Source organism: Halomonas sp. Cn5-12, from assembly GCF_021532545.1.
GTDB lineage: Bacteria > Pseudomonadota > Gammaproteobacteria > Pseudomonadales > Halomonadaceae > Vreelandella > Vreelandella aquamarina.
Genome location: NZ_JAKGAY010000039.1, coordinates 1 through 23,066 on the forward strand (window position 1 = coordinate 1; position 23,066 = coordinate 23,066).

Consider the following 23,066-nt stretch of genomic DNA (forward strand, 5'->3'; position numbering starts at 1 on the left):
CGATCAGCACGGTGGGTTTTGGCAATAACGGGCTTGCGAAAGCCAACTTGCACGGGGCGAATGATCAAAAAGTGCTCGCTGGCGGTGATAGGGAAAGTGTCGGCGCCGGCTTCACGGATTCAGGTAACTGTTCTAACAGTAGGAGAACGCCATGGCTGGTTTACTGCCGAACGTCGATCCCGACGGCTTGCTTGAGTACTCAGTGGTCTACACGGACCGCTCCTTGAATCACATGTCACAACAGTTTCAAACGGTGATGCGCGATATTTCTGCCACGTTGAAAGAGGTGTATAACGCGCACGCGGCGGTGATCGTGCCCGGTAGCGGCACCTTTGGTATGGAAGCAGTGGCGCGTCAGTTTGCTCTTGACCAGAAAACGCTGGTCATTCGCAACGGCTGGTTTAGCTATCGCTGGACACAAATTATTGAAATGGGTCGCTTAACTGACCAGCACACCGTACTTAAAGCACGACGCCTGAATGCCGATGAGCCGCACTCCTCCTTTCAGCCAGTGCCCATTGACGAGGCCGTTGCACGGATTCACAGCGAGCAACCCGCGGTAGTATTTGCGCCTCAGGTCGAAACCTCCGCAGGTTTGCTGCTTCCAGATGACTATATTCAGGCGCTAGCGCAGGCAACTCACGCGGTAGGCGGCCTGTTCGTATTGGATGCCATTGCTGCTGGTACCCTATGGGTGGATATGCAGGCACTGGACATTGATGTGGTAGTGAGTGCGCCGCAGAAAGGGTGGAGTGGCCCCCCCTGCTGCGCCATGGTGATGCTCTCAGAGCGTGCCACCCAGCGCTTGAACGAGACCCAGAGCAATAGCTTCGCCTGTGACCTGGGCAAGTGGCATAGCATCATGCAGGCCTATGAAAACGGTGGTCACGCTTATCACGCCACTATGCCCACAGATGCCTTGCGAACACTGCGCGATATCATGCAAGAGACACGCGACTACGGTTTTGCCAAAGTTAAAGAGGAGCAGCAGGCGGTTGGACGTGAAGTACGCGCCATGCTGAAACGCCACGGATTTGTAAGCGTTGCTGCACCAGGCTTTGAAGCACCCGGCGTAGTGGTGTGCTATAGCGAGGATAGCGGCCTGGTGGGCAAGCTTGCCCAGGCGGGTGTGCAAGTGGCAGGCGGTGTACCGCTGATGTGCGATGAGGGCGACAACTTCCAAACTTTCCGCATAGGCCTGTTTGGGCTGGATAAGCTGCACCATACGGAGCGCAGCGTGGAAAGCCTGGAACAAGCAATCAAGGCAGTCTCATAAGGTAGAAAATGCCCGCTAGTGCATAGCTGCATAGCGGGCACGATCATTGAGACTATTGTGATCTAGCGCAGTTTATTGCCATTTTGTTCAGCGCTGCTCTCCGCGACTCTTTCCACCGCGACGATGCCAGAGCGGCTGACCACGACCTTCCAGCGCGCCAAATAAGGCGTATCTTCACTGCCCGTTTCACGGATTACCAAGTTGAATAGATGACGCCGCTCCACACTCTCGCGCACCACCTGACCATCTTTGAGCCGGTAGATGTGATGTTTCTCTTTGCTCATTAGGCGGGTCAGCATCGAGAGATCGATATGCAGCGTTTCGCGGGTGTGTTCATAACCACTGAGAAAGCGCGTTGGCGACATGCGCGAGCTGGAGCGATAGTGCATCACTACCTCGTCACGCTGGGCCACGGTGCGCCGCCGCATCTGCTGAATATCGTCATCCAGAGCGGAATAGCGCTTGTAGTCGAACCACTCAAGTTGCCGCCCTACCAGGGCGTTGCGGGTGGGGTCGATGTATTGGCGACGCCATTTGGGGCGGCCACGGCGCAGCCAGCGCCATAGCGTGTTACGCAGGTCATCTTTGAAGACTTCCCGCAGCGCATAGAGCAGCGCCATGGCCAGCACAAACAGTGCGGTAATATCCCCCAAGGCGTTGCGTAGCTGCAGAACACCCAGCGACACAAACGCCATCACCACCGCCGTGGCCAGCGCTTTGACCGCCTTTTGTTCGCCGCTACCCAGCTCCAGGGTACGCTGCTTGAGGGTGATCGGTTGCTCAATCAAGAGCCGCAGCAGGCGCATTTTATTCGACATGCGAGTCGGATCTTCCATGACCCGTTCGGCGTTGTACTCCTGGGCCTGACGGTACTCCCCTTCGCGCTGGCAAATGGTAATAAAGCGCCGCTTGATATCACTAAACGGCCCGCCCCGTGGCATATGCGCGACTAGAGCTAATAGCTGCTGCTCGGTGAACCAGGAGAGGTAGTTGTCGATATTGGCAAAGTATTTATAAAGACGCTCGTCGCTGGGCGGGTTGCGCCGCAGGCGTTTGAGAATGCCGTCACTCAGGTCACTCATTTCCGCGAGCCGTTCGGTCAGTGCGTTGGCCTTCTCATTCCAGGCGTCTGGCTCATCGGTTGGCTCGCGACGCAGCTTACGGGCGTCAGCCAGCAAGGCTTGGGTGGTGCGCTCCAAGGCCCCCACGTATTGATAGGCGTAAAGGCTGAGGCTCAAGCGGTAAGAGTCGCTACCCAACTGGTTACGGCTAGCCAATCGGCTATGCACCAGCGGCAAGTGATACTCGTCGCTGTAGTAAGTGCGCGAGACACTGATCGCACCATGATAAAATGCCTCTTCGGAAATGACGTGAGTGCTCAACCCAAGCTCTTTGGGCACGAACAAATACACATCGAGCGTATGCGAGGTTTCTTCTTTTAGCCGCCGCGATAGGCGCAGTTGGAAGCTATTTTTACGCTCAACGTTGATCACCTCACGAATCTCCTACTTCATTGCCAAACACGATGATATACCATGGTGAGCTCGCCATAGTGGTCTGCTAAACAGAGGCTACGGTTTACTATTTCGCCTTGGAGCTAGGGAATGTCCACCGCCCGTTTTTCACCCTTTGAGCTGCTGCTGCTCAAAAGCCGCAGCCAAGTGGATACGGCCACACTACTACTGCTGGGCTGGGTGCTGGTGCACCGCCAGCACGTCTCGGAAGGCCAGCGGCGTCGCCGCTTGGCCCAGGTGACATCGCAGTTTCGCCACGGACACGAACTGGGGCCGGTGATGAGTATTGCCCACAGCCAAGACCTGCACGCCATTCAGCTGGCCGCCGAGGTGGTACGCAAAGAGTGTTCTAAAGAGCGTAGCCTGAGTGTGATGCACCAAGCGATTACCGTGGCCACGGACGACGGCGATATCTCGCTTGCCAACCATTATATCCTGCGTTTTTTAGCCGATTTGCTAAACGTAGCGCCGGCCACCTTGGGCACGCTTTTTCAGGAACTGACTGGCCAGCCGCTGCGCCAGCCGGAAGACCCAAGCCGCGACGCCTATTGGCAAACCCACGACCCGGCTTATTACGCCCAGAAGGCGCAAGAAGAGGCCGACGCCGCCCAACGCGAGAAGGCATCGCAAGAACAGGCTGAACAGCAGCAGCGGGCCAAAGCCGATAAACAGCAGGAAAAGAAGCAGAAGCAGCAGGAAAAAAAGCAGCAAAAAGAGGACGCCCGCCGTGCCAAAGCGCGGGCGGAGCAGTCCAGCGCCGAACAGGCCCGAGCCGAACAAGCGCGTCAGGAGCGAGCACGCCAGGAACAGGCGCGACAAGAGGAGTCACGACGACGCCAGCAACGTAGCAGCCCACCGCCTCCCGATCGCACTACCCGCGCCCTGGCCGTGCTGGGGTTAACCCCCGGTGCCAGCAAAGCTGACGTGCGCCGGGCATATCGGCGCATGGCTCAGCTACACCACCCGGACCGCTTCTACTCCGAGAGCAAGCACCAGGTCGCTCTGGCGTCGGCGCGTTTTCAACGCATCAAAAATGCCTATGATTATTTGATGCAAACCTACTAATCACTACGCTTGGAAAGAGACTTCCTGGATTATGCGCGACCTGTACCAACGCCTCGCCCTGACGCCGGATGCCAACAACCAGCAGATTAAGAGCGCCCTGGCCCGCTGCCCCAATAGCGCACTACGCCAGGATGCTACCTCCGTGCTCGCCGTTGCCCCACACCGGGAAACCTACGACACCCTTCACCACACCCTGAGCGACATTGGGCGCCTGCGCGCCCGGTTGGGCCTAACCCACGGTGCCCATTGGCAGGGCGATGTGGCCAATGATTTTTCGCTGCCGCCAGATAACGCGATCTCCCGCCACGATGAGCTAGTTGACCGCGTCAGCCACGCGGTCTCGCTCTATAACCGCTGGCGTCGCCTGCGGGGGCCATGGTTACTCATCGCCGTTTTCACCGTGGGGGCGGGCATAGGCCTCGCTTTGGGGTTTGCCTTGAGCTTGGGGCTTGGCTTGGGCTGACGTGCCGTGGCGCTCCCGCTCGTCTTGACGGATTTCCGCCTGAGTGGGGCGTGGTGCGGGCTTCGGGGGCGCGGGCTTTTTATGTGGCTCTTCATTGGAAGAAGAATGGCTCTCCTCGCCCCGCTCCATGCTTAAATCGGTGCCGGAGGTGTCTTCCATACGCGACTCAGAGCGCGCTTCCATGCTGACACTCAAACGCGGTACACCCAGGTCGATCTCTTGTGCTTCCATGCGCTGCTTCAGCAGCAGGTTAAAGGCGCGGGAAACATCCCACTGCATTTCCGGCGCAGTGCGAAAACGCATCCGCAGGATGGGGCAGCCCTCTTCAAAGCCCTGCACGCCCTGCATCTCCAGCGGCGACCAGATGTAGTGGCGCATCATCGGGTCTTTACGTAGCTCCTGGGCGGTCTCCTGCATCAGGGTAATCGCATCGTCGATTTTCATATCGTAAGGAATGCGAATACGCATCAGCGCAATACCGAACTGGCGGGACATATTGTGGATCGATTCGATACGACTGAAGGTGATGATGTGCAGCACGCCGTCCAGGTCACGCAGCCGCACGGTGCGCAGTGTTAACCCTTCTACTGTGCCCATATGGCCGTTGATCTGCACAAAGTCATCCACCGCCAGCGAGTCTTCAATCAGAATAAAAATACCAGTGATTAAATCCTGCACCAGGGTTTGGGCACCAAAACCAATCGCCAGACCGATCACACCGGCACCGGCCAGCAGCGGCGTGACGTTCACCCCAAGGTTGGCTAGCCCCGCAATCACCGCGATGATGAGAATCGCTACGAAAATGACGTTGCGGATCATCGGCGTGATGGTTTGCGCCCGCGCCTGGTTCACACGCCGCCCGCGGGAGCGAGCCGAAGAGGTCAACGCCCGCTGAATGGCCGTATCGGCAAAAATCCATACCAGCCAGGCCAGCAAAATCGTAGCACCAAGGCTCACCAGCGCTTGCCCGATGCGGGCGCTGGCCACCGCCTGCTGGCCTAAACCAAACAGCGAACCGCCCCACACTTGCATAGAGAGCTCGGCGAACACCATCCACGCGCAAATATGTGCCAGCACGAACCCGAAACGTTCCAAACGCTTGCGGTACTGACTGAAGCGGCGGCGATGCCGGCGCTTGTTGAGCCGCTCGGCTTGGCGGCGCAGCAGCCCGGTCACGACTAGCGTCAGCACTAGTAAACTGGCAGAGACAATCGAGCGCGCCAGGGCCGTGCCCACATCCCCTACGGTAATAAAAATCGCCAGCAGCGAGCCACCAACCATTAAAAGCGCCGGGATATGCCACAGCCCCCCCAAGGTACGAATCATCTCAACCGCGGCGCTGGCATCGCGGCGCTGCTTATAAGGCCGGTTGCAAATCAGATGACGTATGGGGCGCTTAAACTTAAAGATAAAGCGCGCCGATAGCAGCGCTGCCAGCATGTTCGCCAGCACCGATACCAAGCCGGAAAGCTCTGCGCCCAGTAGTTCTACTAAGCGCGTGGAGTTCACCGCATCGCCCAAGGCAATCAGCGCGCCAATCACAAACAGGCCACGCAGCGCTTTGTGCTGTAACACCTGCACTGCCGGGAAGCGATGGCCCCGACTGAAGAAGGCGATCACGGTCTCAAACACTACCGAGAGCGCGCGGCCACATAGGCAGATATATGCCACCACCAGCACCACGGCACGCCCTGGGCTGTAAGGCAGGATTTGACCAATACCGAGGGTAATGGCAAATGACAGCGTCCACGGCAGCATGCGACGTAAAAAGTGCACCGCCAGCAGCCACGCTTTGGGGTCGCGGGGAAGATCCAACGGCCAGTGACGTCGCGTGGCGACTAAGCGGCCAAAGGCAATCATCACTACCAACAGCGCGCTCCATACAAAGGCCAGCACGGCGCCGTCGGCCACCGCGCGAATGACCTCCCCTTGGTCAGCGCCATCATGTAAAGCGCGTAAGTCATCCGCCCCCTGCACTAGCTGGCGTGACCACTCGTCAATCGGTGAATCTCCCGCCTGGGCCTGTTCGCCAATGTCGGTTAGCGTATCGGCCAGCGCGCCTAACAACCCCTGGCGGACGACGCCATCCTCCTCGGCGGCCTCGGTGCTCACCTGCAGCTCGCGCAGCGAGTCCAGTAGTGCGGTGCGCTGCTCCTCGTTTTCGAGTATGGAGATCACATTGCCAAGCGAGCGCTGAAAATCTTCGTTACTTACCTCGGACTGTTCCGACGAGTCGCCACCCGTCAGGTTAGGCAAGGAAACACTCTGCGCCAGTGCCGCCGCGCTGAGCAGCATGCTGAGCACTACGCCTACGATGATTTTGGTTATCCAGTGCTGTCGCACGCATTACTCCCGACATAGACCGGCCACAGGTACCGGTGATTAACATTTACTTCGTTGATTACGCTCAGCCTCAACGCGTGACTATGATAGGCTGCCCCTTCAAACGTTCCTCTCAAGGATACCGAGATGACGCTGCAAGCCCCACCCAAACGCGTAAATAAAGATGGCCAAACACGCTGCGTCGGCGTTGAAATCGAGTTTGCCGGGCTACCGCCCCGCGAGACGGCTGAGCTGGTGCGCACGCTATTTGGTGGGGAGCTTAACGTGGTCAGCCCTCATCGGCTACAGGTGGAAGGCACACGTTGGGGAGAGTTTGGCATTGAGCTGGATACCCAATACGCCCACCCTGATAAAGCACTGCTGGAAGAGCACCATGAAAGCGACAGTGAATGGGCGCGCCAGCAGCACCAGCGGCGAGTAGAGTTTCACCAAAAAACCCGCGAGCTAATCGGCGATATGGTGACCGGCTTGGTGCCCACCGAAATCGTCTGCCCGCCTATTCCTTGGGACGAGCTAGAAACACTCGATACGCTCTTTGAAACGCTGCGGGAAAAAGGCGCCAAAGGCACCGATGCCAGCCTGCTCTATGGTTTTGGTCTACACCTGAACCCTGAGGTGGAAAGCCAGGAGGTGGAGTACCTGCTCGCCATGATGCGCGCCTACCTGCTGCTAGCCAATTGGCTGCGTGAAGAAATTAAGGTGGATATCACCCGCGAAGTGCTGCCTCACGCCAACCCGTTTCCCAAGGAGTACGCCCGTAAGGTGCTGGATCTGCGTTACCAGCCGGACCTAGATACCTTCATCGACGACTACCTGGCCGATAACCCTACCCGTAACCGCGAGCTGGACCTTCTGCCGCTGTTTGCCCACCTGCGCCCGGAACACCCTCACGCGCTGCTGCACGGCCAGTTGACCAAGCCACGGCCCACCTTCCATTATCGGTTGCCCAATGCGCAGCTGTCGCAGCCGGGCTGGGGCAGCGTAATGGAGTGGAACCGCTGGGTGGAGGTAGAGAAGCTGGCCCACGATCAGGACAACCTTCACGCCCGCTGCCAGGAGTACATGGCCGAACAGCGCCAGCCCTGGTGGCAGCGCCTCAAGCGCAGACTGTTTGGCTATGTCTAGACCCTTGATCGGCATCACGACCTCGGATTACAAAAGCCAGCTTGCCTGGTGCTTTGACTGGTTTGCCGTCTGGCGTCACGGCGGCAGGCCGCTGCGGCTTTCCCCTTCCCGCCCCTTGCCAGAGCATCTGGACGGCCTGATCATTGGCGGCGGGGACGACATTCAAGCCCACCTGTACGGCGGTGAAGTGCAGCTGGACGTGCGCCTGGACCCGGCTCGTGACGAGCTGGAACTCGGCCTGCTGAAGCGCTTCATACCCCGCCATACGCCAGTACTGGGCATCTGCCGAGGTGCGCAGCTGATCAACGTGCATCTGGGCGGCACGCTGGATCCCGATATCTATACCACCCATGAAGGCTTGAAGCGGCGGCGTACCGTGCTGCCCCGTAAAACGGTCGATATCGTCGGCGGCAGCCAACTGTATCAACTGCTGGGCGTCACTTGGTGTCGGGTGAACAGCCTGCATCACCAGGCCGTCAACCAGGCGGGAAAAGGCATTAAAATCGTCGCGAGAGACAGAGATGGGCTAGTGCAGGGGATTGAGTCCGAAGCTCACGACTTTCTGATTGGCGTACAGTGGCATCCCGAATGGCTAATCTTCAACCGCCCCCAGCAGCGCTTGATTAGCGCGCTGGTGGCGGCTGCCAAACAAGGGCGCGAACGAATTAGCCGTTGAGCACCGCGAGAGCCGCTTCGTAATCCGGCTCGTCTTTCAGCTCGCTAACCAGCTCGCTGTGCAGCACGCGGTTGTCCGCATCCAGTACAACGACCGCACGGGCACACAGCCCTTCCATGCTGTTGTTACACAGCGCCACGCCCCAGGCTTCCTGGAATTCCCGATGGCGGAAGGTGGAGAGCATCTCAACGTTATCCAGCCCTTCGGCTCCGCAGAAGCGCTTGGCGGCGAACGGCAGGTCAGCCGAGACTACCAGTACAACGGTATCTTGCAGGCTGGAGGCCAGCTCATTAAACCGCCGGGTAGACATCGCACAGGTGGGCGTGTCCACACTGGGTATAATGTTCAACACTTTACGTTTGCCTTGGTAGGTGTCCAGCGTGACATCTTCCAGGTCGCTGTTGGTCAGCGTCATCGCTGGGGCAGGTTGCCCAACGACAGGTAGAGTACCTGCTACATCTATCGGCTGCCCTGCACGAGTAATCTGTTGCATATCAAGCTCCTAATGTATGGTAAAACGGTAATTAAACAAGACGTTTCAGCTTACAGCGTAATGACCTGATTCGGCTATCTTTCCACCGCCGCGACACGATAACGAGAATGCCATGGCCTCTTTAGTCATTATTAAAACCGGGGACGCCTTCCCTGAAGTGGTCGACCAACACGGTGATTTTGAGCAGCTGTTTATCCGGCGGCTGAACGATACGTTACCCGAGCAGTTAACGCTAAAGGTGTGGGATGCGCGGCTGACGGCGACGCCTCCCGACGACATTGCAGGTGCCGTGATTACCGGTTCTCACAGCATGGTGAGCGAGCAGCCCTCCTGGAGCGAGGCGCTAAAACCCTGGCTGCAGCAAGCACTGGCCGATAACCTGCCGCTGCTGGGCGTTTGTTATGGCCATCAGCTAATGGCGGCGGCGTTTGGCGGTATTAGCGACTATCACCCCGCTGGCCGAGAATCGGGCACTCGGACGGTACGCTTAACCCAGGCAGGCCAGCAAGACCCGCTCTTTAGCCAACTACCCGTGCACTTCCCTGCTCACCTCACCCACGCACAGTCGGTGATGCAGCTTCCTCATGGCGCTACTATTCTGGCCCACAACTGCCATGATGCCCACCAAGCGCTACGCTACGGGCCGCGCCAATGGAGCGTGCAGTTTCACCCTGAGTTTTCACCGCCCGTCATGCGCGCCTACATTGAGCGCCAGCGCGCAGCCCTGCGTGACCAGGGTGACAACCCAGACCAGCTACTCAATGAGATTAGCGAGACGCCAGAAGCGACCAGCCTGCTGCAGCTTTTTATCGACTTTATTTAACGCTTCTTTTGATCTCGCCGCGATGCCAGCCGATCTGCCAAGCGGGTCGGCTCAGGCAGCTTGGTTGGGCCCAGGCAGCGCATTACCCACTCAAGGGAGGTATCCAACGAAAGCCGATGCCCCGGCGAGACGAATACCGGCTTTACGTTCGCCCGCGAGCGTAGTACGGCACCAATCACCTCCTGCCCGGCCATGAGCGGTACCCAATCGCCCCGCGCTTCACCAACCTCTGCATGCTTACCAGTCAACCGTGACTTGGCGATACCGATGGTAGGTAGATCAAGCCAAAGCCCTAGATGTGCCGCGACCCCTAGCCGCCTGGGGTGGGCGATGCCTTGGCCATCGACCATCACCAGCTGTGGCTGAGTCTTGAGCTTGGCAAACGCACCTAGCGCAGCGGGGATTTCGCGAAAGGAGAGTAGCCCTGGAATATAGGGCATGCGTGTGGGTTCGCGATGCACCACTTGCTCGACCACCGGTAGATGCGGAGCCTCTTCTGGCAACCACTGCAACACCACCACTGCCGCCCGCGTCACCGCCCCGCCCTCTTCAAAGCCAATGTCTACCCCCGCGATATACCTCACCGGGTTGATGCGGTCACGGCTCTCTAGCTGCTGGGCGAGTTGTGACTGCAGCGCAATCGCCTGTTTGGGTGACAGGCTCCATTCGTGTAGCGCAGCGTCCATGCATGCTCCTTGTGACTATCAAAGTGAGGTACGTATAGCGTAGCCAAAAAAAATCCCCCTACGCCAGTTGGCACGAGGCCAGTGGCATAGGGGGATCGACGTGACTCAAGTGTTAGGCGATGTTAAGCGCCCAAGACTGAGTTACGCACGTTCGCGGCGGCGAACCGGCGCGTCACCATCGTCACGACGGCGGCGCGGTGCACGCTCAGGCGCACGGTCTTCGCTGATTTCCAGCGGGCGACCGGCCACACGGGCACGAGCCATCTTGGCCAGAATGGTAGACGGCAGACCGCTAGGCAGTTCAACGACCGAGAAAGCGTTGCGAATATCGATACGACCGATACGCGCGCCTTCAATGCCGCCTTCGTTCGCCAGCGCGCCGACCAGTTGACCCGGCTTCACACCGTCTTTATGGCCAACGGAAACACGGTAGCGGGTCATGCCTTCGCTGGGCGCGCTGGAGCGCTCGCGACGAGCACCGCCCGGCTTGCCCGGTGCGCCATCGCGCGGGGCACGCTCTTTGCGCGGTGCCTGAAGACGACCAATCGGCGCTTCGTCGGCGCGGGCCATGGCGGCAAACGCGCAGGCCAGCTCGACGGCGTCGTGACCCTCTTCCACCAAACGCTCGACCAGGGCACGCTGCTCTTCTGCACCTTTCGTCAGCGCGGCAACAACGCGATGATGGAACACTTCATCACGGTGGGCGCGAATAGCGGCTTCGTCAGGCAGCGGCATTTCAGTCATTTTCTGACCGGTTGCCTGCTCCATCCAACCCACTTTGCGACCTTCACGGAAGCCCGCGAAAGTGATTGCGATGCCGCTACGGCCCGCACGACCGGTACGACCGATACGGTGGGTGTAGGCTTCAGCATCTTGCGGCAGGTCGTAGTTGATGACGTGCGTAATACGCGGAACGTCAAGACCACGGGCAGCAACGTCAGTCGCAATCAGCACGTCCACTTTGCCACGCTTCAAGCGGGTAATGGTGCGCTCACGCAAGCTCTGATCTAGATCACCCGATAGGCCAGCGGCGTTGACGCCACGAGCAGTCAACTGCTCGACCAGCGTGGTACAGGCAGCACGGGTGCGCACGAACACGATGGCCGCGTCGACCGGCTCGACTTCGAGAATGCGCGACAGCGCTTCCAGCTTGGCACCACCGTCGACACGCACGAGGCGCTGCTCGATGTTTTCACCCGTGGTGGTGCGCGACTCGATCGCCACCTTCACCGGGTTGACCAAATAACGGTTGACGATGCGCTCGATTTCCGTCGGCAGGGTCGCCGAGAAGAACACACGCTGAGCATCTTTCGGGGTATCGGCAACCACGCGTTTTACGTCGTCGATAAAGCCCATGCGCAGCATTTCGTCGGCTTCGTCCAGCACCAGCGCAGACAGGCCATCTAACTTCAGGCTGCCACGATCCAGGTGGTCAATCACGCGGCCCGGCGTGCCCACTACCACTTGGGCACCACGCTTCAGCGCGCCTAACTGCTCACGGTACTCTTGACCACCGCAGAGGGTAGCCACTTCCAACCCCTGAAGGTTTTGGCCATAACGGCTAAAAGAGACGGCGACCTGTTGAGCCAGTTCGCGGGTCGGCGCAAGCACCAGTACCTGGGGCTCGCGACGCTGCATGTCGAGACGCGACAGCAGCGGTAGTGCGAAAGCAGCGGTTTTGCCGGTACCCGTTTGCGCTTGGCCCAGCATATCGCGACCTTCCAGCAACGCAGGAATGGTCTGCGCCTGGATGGGTGAAGGAGTTTCATAGCCCTGTGCTTCAACAGCAGACAGAACGGCAGGCAATAGAGCCAGATCGCCGAAGCTCGGCGAGGCGACAGAAGTCGAGGTCATTAATCACACCTTGGTAGGCCGGAAGAACCGGCAAAAAACATCGTAAGCGTCTCTGACTCTGTTTTCATGCAGCGCGTAACAGTACGCTGCAAAAGAACAAGGCTCCGCATCGCGGATATCGTCATCAGTGGAGTCGGAGACGCCGGTCGCACCTGGCATTCGGTTGGCAACACCGCATTTGCGGGCCAACCGCTGTGGCGACCTTCTGCGCCGATTTCACCCGTTTGGTGAAATGCTGGAGGCGCGCCATCTTCACAGCAATGAACATCCAGTCGAGGGGATGTTCCTGCAAACGTTCTGCTCAATGCCACAAGGCCACTGAATCAACGCTTGCCGTCGTGATGGAGGGGTCAACACATGCGAGGAGCGCGCATCCTACCACCCCACTGGTGAGCTGACCAGCTTTTTTACTTTAACCAATATCATCCTGAAACTTGCACTTGTTCACTATTGGTCTAACCTGAGAGGTGCCTCACGTTGTTCAAGAACTTCAAGGCGTGATGCACATAAACTGGGATCAGATTATTGTTAGCGTTAAAACGCTACTTTTATAGCCACATGGAGAGAAGCTATGCGTAAATCAATCCTCACGACTGCAATTACAACGGCACTGCTTGGCGGTATGGCCTTTAATGTTCAGGCGCAAACAGAGCCGCAGGGTATGTACTCTGCCGATGATATCCTTGATGCAGAAGTGTTCTTTGCCAATGGGTCAGGCGAAGAGATTGGCGAAGTCGATGACATTTTGTTTGACGAAGAGATGCGTATTTCAGCCCTCGTAATCGAGAGTGGCGCTGTACTTGGCTTAGGCGGACGCGAAATTGTAGTGAACACTGACCAATTTACGCTTGAGACGCATACTGAAAACGATGGCGACACTGAGCATCGCATCATGTTGGAAGCTACATCTGAAGAAGTGGAGTCATTCCCAACGTATGATCGCGACTGGTGGGAACAAACCAAAGCGAACGCACGCGATGCTTGGCAAACCACTAAAGAAGGTGCACAGAGCGCTTGGCAGTCTACTCGTGAAGCAATAGATGCCAACGAGTAACACGTTTGTTTGCTGATACACAGCAATATAGGAAAGGGCCACCCAAGCGGATGGCCCTTTTTCGTACATAGCATACAGCTTCGTACATAGCGTACAGCATTTAGCGGCGACGTATCCCCTGTCCCGGCAAACGCTCCCGGTCGTGCGGGCGCATAAAGTCCAGTAGCGGGCCTGCTGGTACAATACGCGTGGGGTTAATCGTGTCGTGGCTGTAATAGTAGTGTCGCTTGATATGATCCATATTGACGGTCTCCGCCACACCCGGCCATTGGTAAAGCTCACGCACGTAGTTGGAAAGGTTCGGGTAATCTTCAATGCGTTTGAAATTGCATTTGAAGTGACCAAAGTAGACCGCGTCAAAGCGAATTAGCGTTGTGAAGAGGCGAATATCCGCTTCGGTGAACCACTCCCCCGCTAGGTAGCGATGCTCTGCCAGCCGCTTCTCAATACGCTCTAACGCATCAAAGAGTGCGGTCACGTGCTTCTCATACACCTGCTGCTCGGTGGCGAACCCGGATTTGTAAACGCCATTATTGATATGGTCGTATACGTCATCATTTACTTCGTCGATGACGCTGCGCAGATCTTCTGGGTAGAAATCCAGGTTATTGCCTGTCAGCTCATCGAAGGCTCGGTTGAAGATACGCAGCAAATCAGCGGATTCGTTATTGATAATCGCGCTGCGCTGTTTATCCCACAATACCGGCACCGTGACCCGCCCAGTGTAGGTCGGGTTGGTCATGGTATAGAGCTGGTGGTGAAACTCAGCGTGATTGATCGGATCGCCGCTGGCGCCTTCGTCTTGATGGTATGTCCAACCGTTGCCCAGCATCAGTGGGCTAACGTGAGAAGTACCTATCAACGGTTCCAGACCTTTCAGTTTGCGCATGATCAGCGCACGGTGCGCCCAGGGGCAGGCGAGCGATACATAAAGGTGGTAGCGATCCGCTTGGGCCGGATAACTGTCGCCTTGCGACTCTTCACTACTGCCCACCCAATCGCGCAGTTGCGCGGACTCACGTACAAACTCACCGCCATGCTTTTTGGTGTCATACCACTGGTCTACCCACTCACCGTTTACAAGCAGTCCCATCAGGCGTCTCCTACGTTGAACGTTTTATACTGTGATTGACGTTCAGCATACCCCCGACTGGTTCAGGCTCAAGCGCATGTTTTACGGCTGTTCATTCGAGGGAATCGAACGTTGCTCGCAGACTTCTTTTACTGCCCGCTTTAACGCTGCCGCCATGGCATGGGCCGCGGGGCCTGCGCGGTCACGGTCACGGAAGATCAATTGAACGGGGACTTCGCGTATCCCCCCGGCGCTTAGCGGAAGCGGCTTCAACTGACCGCTGGCCAGCTCATCGGCGATGCGGGTTTCGGGGATCCAGGCGAACCCTAGCCCGCGCAGCAGCATATCCAGCGAGGTACTCACATGCCCGACCGTCCAGCGCTGCTCGGCTTTTAACCAGCCAGCGTTGGTAGACTGGCGTAGTGCAGAGTCTCGCACCACCAACTGTCGATGCTGCGCTAGGTCGCGCAAGTCCAGCGAACGCCCCAGCTGGTGCAGCGCATGGCCTGGATGCGCGACCGCCACAAAACGAACATTTACCAGCGGTTCACCCAAAAACCCCTGGGCTTCAATACCTGAGACCACCAAATCTGCCCGGCCGTCGTAGAGCATTTCAGTACCGCCATTGAGCACGCTCTCGTGAAGCTGCACTCTGACCTGCGGGTAGGTGTCAGAGAAGCGCTCCAACGCTTTTGCCAGAGCAGCCGCAGAAAAAATTTGGTCGATGGCCACCACCACTTCAGCCTCTAAACCCGCCGCAAGCCGCGACGCTACATCTTCCAGTGACTCCGCACTCTCGATCAATTGGCGCGCACGGCGAAGCAGCAGCTCGCCTGCTTCTGTTAGGCGTACCTGTCGACCTACCGGCTCAAGCACCTGAATACCCAACTGCTCTTCTAATTTATGGACCGCATGATTAAGCGTGGAGGGACTTTTGTGGATAGCCTCTGCCGCCCGTGCGAATCCACCGTGATCCACCACGGCGGCCAGCATCTGCCACTGCGCTAGTGTTACCCGAGACATTTCGATTTCCTCGACGCCATACAGCGAAACAACCCACTTCATCTTCGAAAAAATACCACTAGAATGCCAGGAAATAGCGTCGAGTACTCGTTCTCTGACAAACACTGCGTAAACGGCAGCGCGCTAAGACAAAAGCCCACTCGCCAAAAATACAAAAAATTACAAAAAACTGTTCGTTATCTTTAACGCTGCCTCAATTATTTGAGTAATGATCATCGTATAAGCTGCTAACGTGGTGTAGATCCTCTCACTCAGACCCTGTTTGGCTGCTCATTAAAGTCGCAAAAAGAGATAAAAGCCTTTTAAGTTAGACGCAAGCTGTATAATATCTTTCGCAATGCCTAACTTACGTCTATGATTAAGAGCAAAATAATGTGAAGGCCGTCGCACACTAGCATGCACGTTCAACGTTACTTTTGTTAGCAAACGGTGTTCATAAATCCTCACACAAGTTGAATAATTCCGCTTTTTAGCGGAAGTATGTTTTGTGTATAGATGTACAGTCTATTCACTCCTGCCTCCATGGGGTATGGTTCCCGAGTTTACTTACTATCATGTTACTTTTATTTCACGAACTTGGCGGCCCATTTACCCATGTTGCGAATCCTTCATTCGCTGCCCCGCACGCATAAATTATTACTGTTACCTGTGGCCACCATGGTCACTGTGCTGGGCGCACAAAAACTTATCACGACCTATGATGACCTGAATCAACCCCAAACTCCGCTGGAAAGCGTGTTAGTTCCGCTTCCTAGCGACTCTGCGCCTGGCGTCCCCTCGCTTCGTCAAGAGCGAACGCCTGTGGCAGAAGCGATCGACCGTGCCTCCCGCGCGCTCGACTCCACCCGTGAACATATCCCCTTAAGTGAATTAGCAGCCACCGAGATCGTTGATCTCGACGTGATTACCAGCGCAGAAGCCTCTATGGCGAGTGAAGCTGAGCCACGCGATGCCCAATCTCAGGTAGCGCTGCACGAGGGGGCACTGGATGACGGTGCCCTTCATATGGCCATCGTGTTAGGCACGATTACAAGCGGCATGCTCAATGTCGACAACTCCGTCGAAATCGCTGATGCCACTTCTTACGAGGATTATGGGGTCGAACTCTACGAGGACGATGTCTCGTTCCTGGAACTGGAGCTGGCAGCCGAAGAGCCGTTCGTTCCTGAGTGGGAAACTCATATCGTCGAGCCTGGCGAGATGTTTGCCGTGTTAGCGCAAAACGAGCTGGGCTTGGGGTACAGCGAAGTGCTCGCCCTGCTGGACGACCTACCCGATCCTCGTATGTTGACGCATTGGCGTGCAGGTCACAGCTTCGACTACCAGTTGGACGAAACGGGCCGGTTATTGGCACTGCGCATGATGAAGAACACGCGCGAAGGCGTTCTACTAGAGCGGGATAGTGACCAATACGCCATTACGGCTATCGAACGTCAGGGTGAGCCCGTACAGCGCCTTTATGCCGGTAGCGTAACGGGCAGCTTTGCTCGCTCAGCCCAAGCCACCGGCTTGAGCAGCAGCTCCGTCACGGAGCTTACGCGCATCTTGCAAAAAAAGCTGGACTTCCGTCGTGACAGCCGCCGGGGGGATCAGTTTCAGGTCTTGGTCGAATCTGACATGATCGATGGCGAGACACTTGATTCGCGTGTACTGGCCGTTAAGTATGACGGCGAGCGCATGGACCTGACCGTCGTGCGCAATACCACCGACGATAATTTTTACACGCCCGAAGGCAGCAGCCTAGATCCAGCCTTTGCGCGTCATCCTTTCGAAGGTAATTATCGTCTTAGCTCCAACTTCAACCCACGCCGCCTACACCCGGTCACCGGTCGAGTGAGCCCGCACAACGGCACCGACTTTGCGATGCCCATTGGCACCCCTATCACCGCGCCTGCGAATGGTCGCGTCGAGCGTGTCGGCAACCACCATGCTGCCGGTCGTTACATCGTCGTGCGCCATGACAACGGCTACCGCACCCGCTATTTGCATTTGTCACAACCATTAGTCAGCCAGGGCGAGCGCGTCACGATGGGCGATCGTATTGCGCTGTCCGGTAATACCGGCCGCAGCACAGGCCCCCACCTACATTATGAAGTCATCGTCAATAACACGCCGGTGAACGCGATGACGGTCGAACTGCCCGAGAACACTAGCCTAAGCGGCGACACGCTGATCGCGTTCCAACGCCAAGCCGAGCCGATGTTGGCCGCGCTGGAGAGTGGCGAAACCGGCACCATTAGCGTGGCTAACTACGAGCGCGATAACGACAGCGACGAAAGCCTCCAATAAGTACTCTCCACGGCGATACGAAAAAGCCGCTCCACACGACGTGGGGCGGCTTTTTTGATACTACCCGTAGTGATGAACAGTAGTGATGAATGACGAGCGACTTACACCGCTTTGAGCGCTGCGAGCAGCGCCGCATCACGGTGATAGATATCCTCTCTAAACACTACATCGCCTTGCCCGTTGGGCCAAGCAGTCAGATAGTGCAGCGCTACCGGAATACGGTCAGGCAAGTTCACGTTTTGATCGCTGCGGCCATTCGCGATCAGCGTATTGAGTTGATAGCGGCTGCCGCTGTCATGCAGTAGGAGCTGGGCAAATTCCGTTACCCCCTCAACCCGCACACAGCCAGAGCTCAGCGCCCTGTGCTCACGCTGAAAGAGCCCTCTTGCCGGGGTATCGTGCAAGTAAATCATATCGTTATTGGGAAAACGCACCACGACACGTCCCAGAGGATTGCTGCTCCCTGCCACTTGGCGAAGCATCACGCCTCCAGGACGCTGCCAATCAATCGTTTGGGCATCCAACGTTTCACCGGCTAGGCTCACGACCTGAATATTCTGTCGCGTTAGATAGTCCACATCCTGGCGAACCCGTGGCAGCACATCTTCCCGCATGATGGTCGGTGGGATCGTCCAGCTTGGGTTGACGGTCAAGTGGCTGATCGAGGAGTGGATGATCGGCGTTTCACGACTGGGCGAGCCCACCACCACTCGGGTATCCCAATGCTGGCCATTGGGGCGCGTATAATGCAAGCGATAGCCTGCAATATCGACCCATACGTTGGGCGCCCGCTCCAGCGAAGGGCGAATCCAGCGGGCGCGCTCCAGGTTGATGCGCAATTGGTTCACTCGTGCGGAGACGGGCATGTTCAGTGCCAGTCGTGTGCGCTCTCCCACTACGCCATCTTCTTGCAACTGGTGGCGTCGCTGAAAACGCATGACCGCTTGCGCTAACTCTCGGTCGAAGCTGCGAGGGTCAGCTCCTGACGCCTGCACGTCGACCATGGGGTAAGCGCTACTATCTGCTGCCAGCAGGTGGGGCTCGCCCCAGAGTGTCAGGCGCTGGCGTAGCGTTTGAACGTCGTCATCAATATCGCCGGGACGCAGCGACTCCTCACGCCCCGGCAAGTAAGGCACGCTGCCCTGCTCTGCCAAACGGCGGTAATGCGTCAACGCTTCGCGCAGCTGAGCATACTCAGGAGATGCGGGGCGAGCGAAAGCCAGCGCCTGATGCACATCCCCCTCTTCAACCGCCTGCACTACCCGAGGAAGTGCATAACTCCGCTCAGGGCGTGGTAAGTCCCAGTTGGGCTCGACGTCTTTAGGGTTCACTTTACCTAGCGATAAATGATCCAGTGCTAACAGCAGCGAACGAGTAGCGCGCACATCGAAGCTTGCTTTCGCTTGGGCGTCTAGCTGCTGGCTAAGCTGAAAATCATCCAACAGCGAAGCGGCTTGATAATCACTCGGCGTTAAACCGTCATCCACGAGGCTACTCAATGCGCTGACCAGCGCTTCAACACGGTTGATAGCCTGCCAAGCAGGCTGCCCATCCCTCAGTTGGTAAAACGACTCTACCGGCAGCGTTTCTCCGCTTTGCTGAATGCGTTGTGTCAGCGCTTGCTGTAACGCTTCGCTAGCGGGTTCGCTTGCGGTGGCCATCAGTGGGTAGGTTAGCGTCAGACAGAGCGCGGCCCCTATCGCCCATCGTCTTAGTGGCTGATTGTCGTTCATCGCCCCTCCTTGCGTTACTATGCAGCGTTGTGGTGTGGCTTCACTCTTTTTGCTTAACGTCATATCAGCTGTTCCCGTACCGATACGCGTTTTTTATCATAGCCGTTTACGTTTACTCGTTATGACTCTACGTGTGTACCCTTTTTTCGCCACTTTAGTCAGGATTGCACCCATGCTTTTTCGCTCACGCATAACCACTGTACTGTTTTCTTTACCTATCGTGTTACTTTCTTACCCGCTTCAAGCGGCGAGTTTTTTCTCCCAGGTGGCAACAGCACCGCCCGCGGGTGTTTCTCCTCTTCACCACCAGTTACTCCAGTTAGCACCAGGGGCCACGCCCGAGGCACTGCGCCTTGCTGCCCAGGCACTAAGCTGTGCAGACCCATCAGCAGAGCGCCTAGCCGTAATTGATTACTCGCTCCCCTCTTCAGAGCCACGCATGTGGGTATTTGACCTTCACCAGCATACCCTGTTGTTTGAAGAGCTGGTGTCACATGGCCAGGGCTCTGGCGATGCGGTGGCTAGTGCTTTCTCGAATACACCTGACAGCCATCAGTCCAGCATTGGCCTGTTCCGCACTATGAATAGCTACTACGGCCGTAATGGCTATTCGCTGCGCCTGGACGGCCTGGAGCCAGAAGTGAACGATCTAGCTTTTGAGCGAGCAATTGTTATTCACGGCGCCGACTATGTTAGCGATGACTTTATTGCGCAAACCGGCCGCCTTGGCCGTAGCCACGGCTGCCCCGCCGTGCGTGAAGACATCACATATCCGCTGATTGATAGTTTGAAAGAGAACCAGTATGTCTTTGCTTACTACCCTGATGAGGAGTGGTTAGCTACTTCTCAGGTGATTAACTGCCCTACCGCACTGTCGTTAGCTCGCCGCTAAAGGGTAGGTAACAATTAAGAAAAGCAGTCGTGAAGCATGAAAATACTCCCTCTTTTTATATGCAAGAGGTTGATTTTGATCGTGAATCGATACTCTTTCCAGGCAGACATGGAAACCCTCTGCAATACTCTGTGATAAAAGATCACACAACGCTCCGCTACTGCAGGTATTGGTCATGTTTGCCTTTATGCACCCCTTTCAAACGATCCGCCGTTTAGAGCATGAAGTTACCGAGCTGCGTACTCAGCTTGCGACTGAAAAAAGCGTTCATGGTTGCCGTGCTATTAGCCTGATGACACCGGTTGAATCGATCAGCATGCTCCAGTCCAAAGGAGCAGATATGCTGACTTCATTAAGCACGGGGGCCGAACACCATGCCGAGCAGTTAGCGAGTGAACGGGCCACTTTGTCAGACCTATTTGCGCGGTTTCATCATGCCGAACAAACGGCTCAGACGATCAAACACCAGTGTCAACGCTTCCAACAGGCAGATGTTCACTATGCAGCCCCGCTCGCTAGCGAACAGGCGCTGCACGAGCTACGCAAAATCGGTGTAGAGCTATCCCATAACGCCGGGCATACCCGTGCACTTGCCATGACCACGGCGCTAGAGGAGGCTCATATACACCAGGAGCCCTCTGGCTTACCTGCTATCGTCAGCGATATCCAGCACCTTGCCGACCATACGCAGCATCTAGGCCACCAATTGGATCACTGGATTGAGCAGGTTGCCATATTGCTAAAAGAAGATGCTCGCGTGCAGGCCCATCAGCGGGAAACATCTACGGCGCTGGTCAATGCAGCCCAAGCGGCAGAGCAGGTGATAGAGCAACTCATGGATCAAGCACGTCATATGTATAAAGTGATTCACCACAGCACCACGACGGCCTGTTTGCACGCTGCCAAGCTAGAGCACGCCGTTTGGAAAAGTCGGATCTACCACCAGCTACTTTCCGCCTATTTCGAGGACCACATGGTGGATCATCAGCACTGTACGCTAGGCCGCTGGTACTTTACGGGCGAGGGGCGGCGCTACAAACATACCGAGGCGTATCGCTCGCTGGCGGCTCCTCACCGCCGCTTCCATGAAAGCGGCTTGGACGCTTTGCGCTATGCAAGACAAGGGGATCATACGGGTCAACTGGCCTCCCTAGCACTAATGGAGGAAGCAAGCGTAGCACTTGCTAAGCAACTTGATCAGCTTATGGAGCAGGCTGTTTATGAGATACCGATGTCAGCAAGTCATCCTTCACCGCTTGCTGATGCGCCTTAAATTGCTCCCCATATAACACTCCTCCCGTAATGCGTTATTTATGCCATGCTGAGCATGGAACTCATAACGCAGACGGTGAGGATGACGATGGCAGCTGCAAAGAAGCTAGATCTCGCGCTACAAGGCGGTGGAGCCCATGGTGCTTATACCTGGGGAGTTATTGATCGACTTCTGGAAGATGACCGTATTGAGATTGAGGGCATTAGTGGCACCAGCGCAGGCGCTATGAATGGCGTAGTCATGGCAGATGCCCTTACCCGTGGTGGTAAACAGGCCGCCCGGCAATCTCTCAGGAATTTTTGGAAGGCGGTAAGCCGCGCGGGCATGGCAAGCCCTATCCGCCGCTCGCCGATGGATGTACTAACCGGCAATTGGAGTTTGGAGCACTCCCCCGGCTATATCGCCATGGACTTGATGACTCGCCTGGTGTCGCCCTACCAACTCAACCCGCTCAATTTGAATCCATTGCGCGATATTGTGGCGGCCCACATCGACTTTGAGCGGGTACGCCAGTGCGACCAGCTAAAGCTCTTTGTGGCAGCTACTAACGTGCGCACCGGCAAACAGCGTGTGTTTCGTCGAGAAGAGATGAGCGTCGATGCGGTCATGGCATCGGCTTGTCTGCCCTTTATGTTCCAGGCTGTGGAAATCGACGGCGAAGCATATTGGGACGGCGGCTACATGGGCAACCCAGCCCTCTTCCCCTTAATGGAAGAGTGCAGCGCAAGGGATATTCTGTTGGTACAGATCAACCCGATTCGCCGTGATGAACTACCCACCTCCGCTTCGGCCATTATGAACCGCCTTAACGAAATCACCTTTAATGCCGCGCTGATTAAAGAAGTGCGCATGATCGCGCTGTTGAAACGCACCCTTGAAGAGCAGGGTATTGAAAACTGCTACCAGCAGTCGCTTTTTCACCGCATTAGTGGCGATCAGGCACTCGATAGCTTATCGGTTTCAAGCAAACTCAACTCTGAATGGCCATTTTTATGCCACCTGTTTGACCAAGGGAGAGAAGCCGCCGACAACTGGATCACGGCTAACTTTGATGCCATCGGCCAACGCTCAACCCTGGATATTGATGCAGTATATCTGCACGAATAACTCCCTTCAGCCATCCAGCACTGCCCCAACTTGGCGCACTCTGCTCATGAGGAGTGCGCTCACTTGATTAATCTAGTGATTTTATTTCCCTTAGCACTGCTTTGAAAAAACAGTAAGCAACTGATTTAAATATTTAAAAAGACAGATGGCGGAGTATTTGCTTATTGCTATGCAGTAGTAGTAGGCGTGGACCAGGCCCGCAAGGGTACGAGTGCGTCGAACCTGACCTTCAATGGCGAAGGCATGTTCTCGTAACCACGCAACGCCTGATGCGTTGTGTCTCGGCAAACTCGTTCTATGCTCTG

The 23,066-nt window shown here is 56.6% G+C and carries 19 protein-coding genes; 11 read left to right on the forward strand and 8 right to left on the reverse strand.

Annotation, left to right across the window (positions count from 1 at the left end):
* The first annotated feature begins 151 nt into the window (after positions 1 to 151).
* A complete protein-coding gene (locus L1249_RS15500) occupies positions 152 to 1,276 on the forward strand; it encodes an aminotransferase class V-fold PLP-dependent enzyme (RefSeq protein WP_137094262.1) in 1,125 nt (374 codons plus the stop codon).
* Between the two features lie 62 nt (positions 1,277 to 1,338).
* Here L1249_RS15500 and L1249_RS15505 read toward each other — a convergent pair whose 3' ends face one another.
* The gene (locus L1249_RS15505; protein WP_062361411.1) at positions 1,339 to 2,769 is read right to left on the reverse strand and encodes a hypothetical protein; all 1,431 of its coding nucleotides are present in this window, start codon (positions 2,767 to 2,769) and stop codon (positions 1,339 to 1,341) included.
* Positions 2,770 to 2,880: 111 nt separating this feature from the next.
* On the opposite strand from L1249_RS15505, the gene L1249_RS15510 reads away from it, so the two are divergent.
* Together L1249_RS15510 and L1249_RS15515 are read left to right on the forward strand one after the other, a co-directional pair.
* On the forward strand, positions 2,881 to 3,855 hold the full coding sequence (locus L1249_RS15510; protein WP_058575950.1) for a DnaJ domain-containing protein: 975 nt from the start codon (positions 2,881 to 2,883) through the stop codon (positions 3,853 to 3,855).
* 31 nt (positions 3,856 to 3,886) lie between these two features.
* Positions 3,887 to 4,318, forward strand: a complete 432-nt coding sequence (locus L1249_RS15515; protein ID WP_058575949.1) for a hypothetical protein — start codon at positions 3,887 to 3,889, stop codon at positions 4,316 to 4,318.
* Here the strand turns inward: L1249_RS15515 and L1249_RS15520 are convergent.
* Positions 4,235 to 6,661, reverse strand: coding sequence for a mechanosensitive ion channel family protein (locus L1249_RS15520; RefSeq protein ID WP_058575948.1), 2,427 nt, complete (start codon positions 6,659 to 6,661; stop codon positions 4,235 to 4,237). The two genes, L1249_RS15515 and L1249_RS15520, sit on opposite strands and share 84 nt — an antisense overlap.
* 126 nt (positions 6,662 to 6,787) lie before the next feature.
* Between L1249_RS15520 and L1249_RS15525 the strand changes: the two genes are divergently transcribed.
* The gene (locus L1249_RS15525) at positions 6,788 to 7,786 is read left to right on the forward strand and encodes an amidoligase family protein (RefSeq protein ID WP_058575947.1); all 999 of its coding nucleotides are present in this window, start codon (positions 6,788 to 6,790) and stop codon (positions 7,784 to 7,786) included.
* Positions 7,779 to 8,462, forward strand: coding sequence for a gamma-glutamyl-gamma-aminobutyrate hydrolase family protein (locus tag L1249_RS15530; RefSeq protein WP_058575946.1), 684 nt, complete (start codon positions 7,779 to 7,781; stop codon positions 8,460 to 8,462). The genes L1249_RS15525 and L1249_RS15530 overlap by 8 nt, the downstream gene beginning before the upstream one ends.
* On the opposite strand, the gene tpx is transcribed toward L1249_RS15530, so the two are convergent.
* Entirely contained in the window at positions 8,452 to 8,955 is a 504-nt protein-coding gene (gene tpx, locus L1249_RS15535; protein WP_058575945.1) for a thiol peroxidase, read from the reverse strand. The two genes, L1249_RS15530 and tpx, sit on opposite strands and share 11 nt — an antisense overlap.
* Before the next feature lie 112 nt (positions 8,956 to 9,067).
* On the opposite strand from tpx, the gene L1249_RS15540 reads away from it, so the two are divergent.
* Positions 9,068 to 9,778 carry a glutamine amidotransferase gene (locus tag L1249_RS15540; RefSeq protein ID WP_058575944.1) on the forward strand — a complete coding sequence of 237 codons (711 nt, stop codon included), beginning with the start codon at positions 9,068 to 9,070 and terminating at the stop codon, positions 9,776 to 9,778.
* Here L1249_RS15540 and nfi read toward each other — a convergent pair.
* Together nfi and L1249_RS15550 are read right to left on the reverse strand one after the other, a co-directional pair.
* Entirely contained in the window at positions 9,775 to 10,464 is a 690-nt protein-coding gene (gene nfi / locus L1249_RS15545; RefSeq protein WP_058575943.1) for a deoxyribonuclease V, read from the reverse strand. The two genes, L1249_RS15540 and nfi, sit on opposite strands and share 4 nt — an antisense overlap.
* A 141-nt stretch (positions 10,465 to 10,605) precedes the next feature.
* Entirely contained in the window at positions 10,606 to 12,318 is a 1,713-nt protein-coding gene (locus tag L1249_RS15550) for a DEAD/DEAH box helicase (protein WP_058575942.1), read from the reverse strand.
* Between the two features lie 571 nt (positions 12,319 to 12,889).
* On the opposite strand from L1249_RS15550, the gene L1249_RS15555 reads away from it, so the two are divergent.
* A complete protein-coding gene (locus L1249_RS15555) occupies positions 12,890 to 13,372 on the forward strand; it encodes a PRC-barrel domain-containing protein (protein ID WP_044628991.1) in 483 nt (160 codons plus the stop codon).
* Positions 13,373 to 13,472: 100 nt separating this feature from the next.
* Here L1249_RS15555 and L1249_RS15560 read toward each other — a convergent pair whose 3' ends face one another.
* The gene (locus tag L1249_RS15560) at positions 13,473 to 14,465 is read right to left on the reverse strand and encodes a glutathione S-transferase family protein (RefSeq protein ID WP_172415988.1); all 993 of its coding nucleotides are present in this window, start codon (positions 14,463 to 14,465) and stop codon (positions 13,473 to 13,475) included.
* A gap of 81 nt (positions 14,466 to 14,546) precedes the next feature.
* Positions 14,547 to 15,467, reverse strand: a complete 921-nt coding sequence (locus L1249_RS15565) for a LysR family transcriptional regulator (protein ID WP_172415987.1) — start codon at positions 15,465 to 15,467, stop codon at positions 14,547 to 14,549.
* A gap of 594 nt (positions 15,468 to 16,061) precedes the next feature.
* On the opposite strand from L1249_RS15565, the gene L1249_RS15570 reads away from it, so the two are divergent.
* Positions 16,062 to 17,756, forward strand: coding sequence for a peptidoglycan DD-metalloendopeptidase family protein (locus L1249_RS15570; protein WP_228168900.1), 1,695 nt, complete (start codon positions 16,062 to 16,064; stop codon positions 17,754 to 17,756).
* 101 nt (positions 17,757 to 17,857) lie between these two features.
* On the opposite strand, the gene L1249_RS15575 is transcribed toward L1249_RS15570, so the two are convergent.
* Entirely contained in the window at positions 17,858 to 19,489 is a 1,632-nt protein-coding gene (locus L1249_RS15575; RefSeq protein ID WP_172415985.1) for a L,D-transpeptidase family protein, read from the reverse strand.
* A 172-nt stretch (positions 19,490 to 19,661) separates the two neighbouring features.
* On the opposite strand from L1249_RS15575, the gene L1249_RS15580 reads away from it, so the two are divergent.
* The 3 genes from L1249_RS15580 to L1249_RS15590 all read left to right on the forward strand — a co-directional run bounded on the left by L1249_RS15580 (position 19,662) and on the right by L1249_RS15590 (position 22,761).
* Positions 19,662 to 20,381, forward strand: a complete 720-nt coding sequence (locus L1249_RS15580; RefSeq protein ID WP_044628986.1) for a murein L,D-transpeptidase catalytic domain family protein — start codon at positions 19,662 to 19,664, stop codon at positions 20,379 to 20,381.
* 340 nt (positions 20,382 to 20,721) lie between these two features.
* Positions 20,722 to 21,654, forward strand: coding sequence for a CZB domain-containing protein (locus L1249_RS15585; RefSeq protein WP_228168901.1), 933 nt, complete (start codon positions 20,722 to 20,724; stop codon positions 21,652 to 21,654).
* An 87-nt stretch (positions 21,655 to 21,741) separates the two neighbouring features.
* Positions 21,742 to 22,761, forward strand: coding sequence for a patatin-like phospholipase family protein (locus tag L1249_RS15590; RefSeq protein ID WP_058575936.1), 1,020 nt, complete (start codon positions 21,742 to 21,744; stop codon positions 22,759 to 22,761).
* Positions 22,762 to 23,066 lie beyond the last annotated feature (305 nt).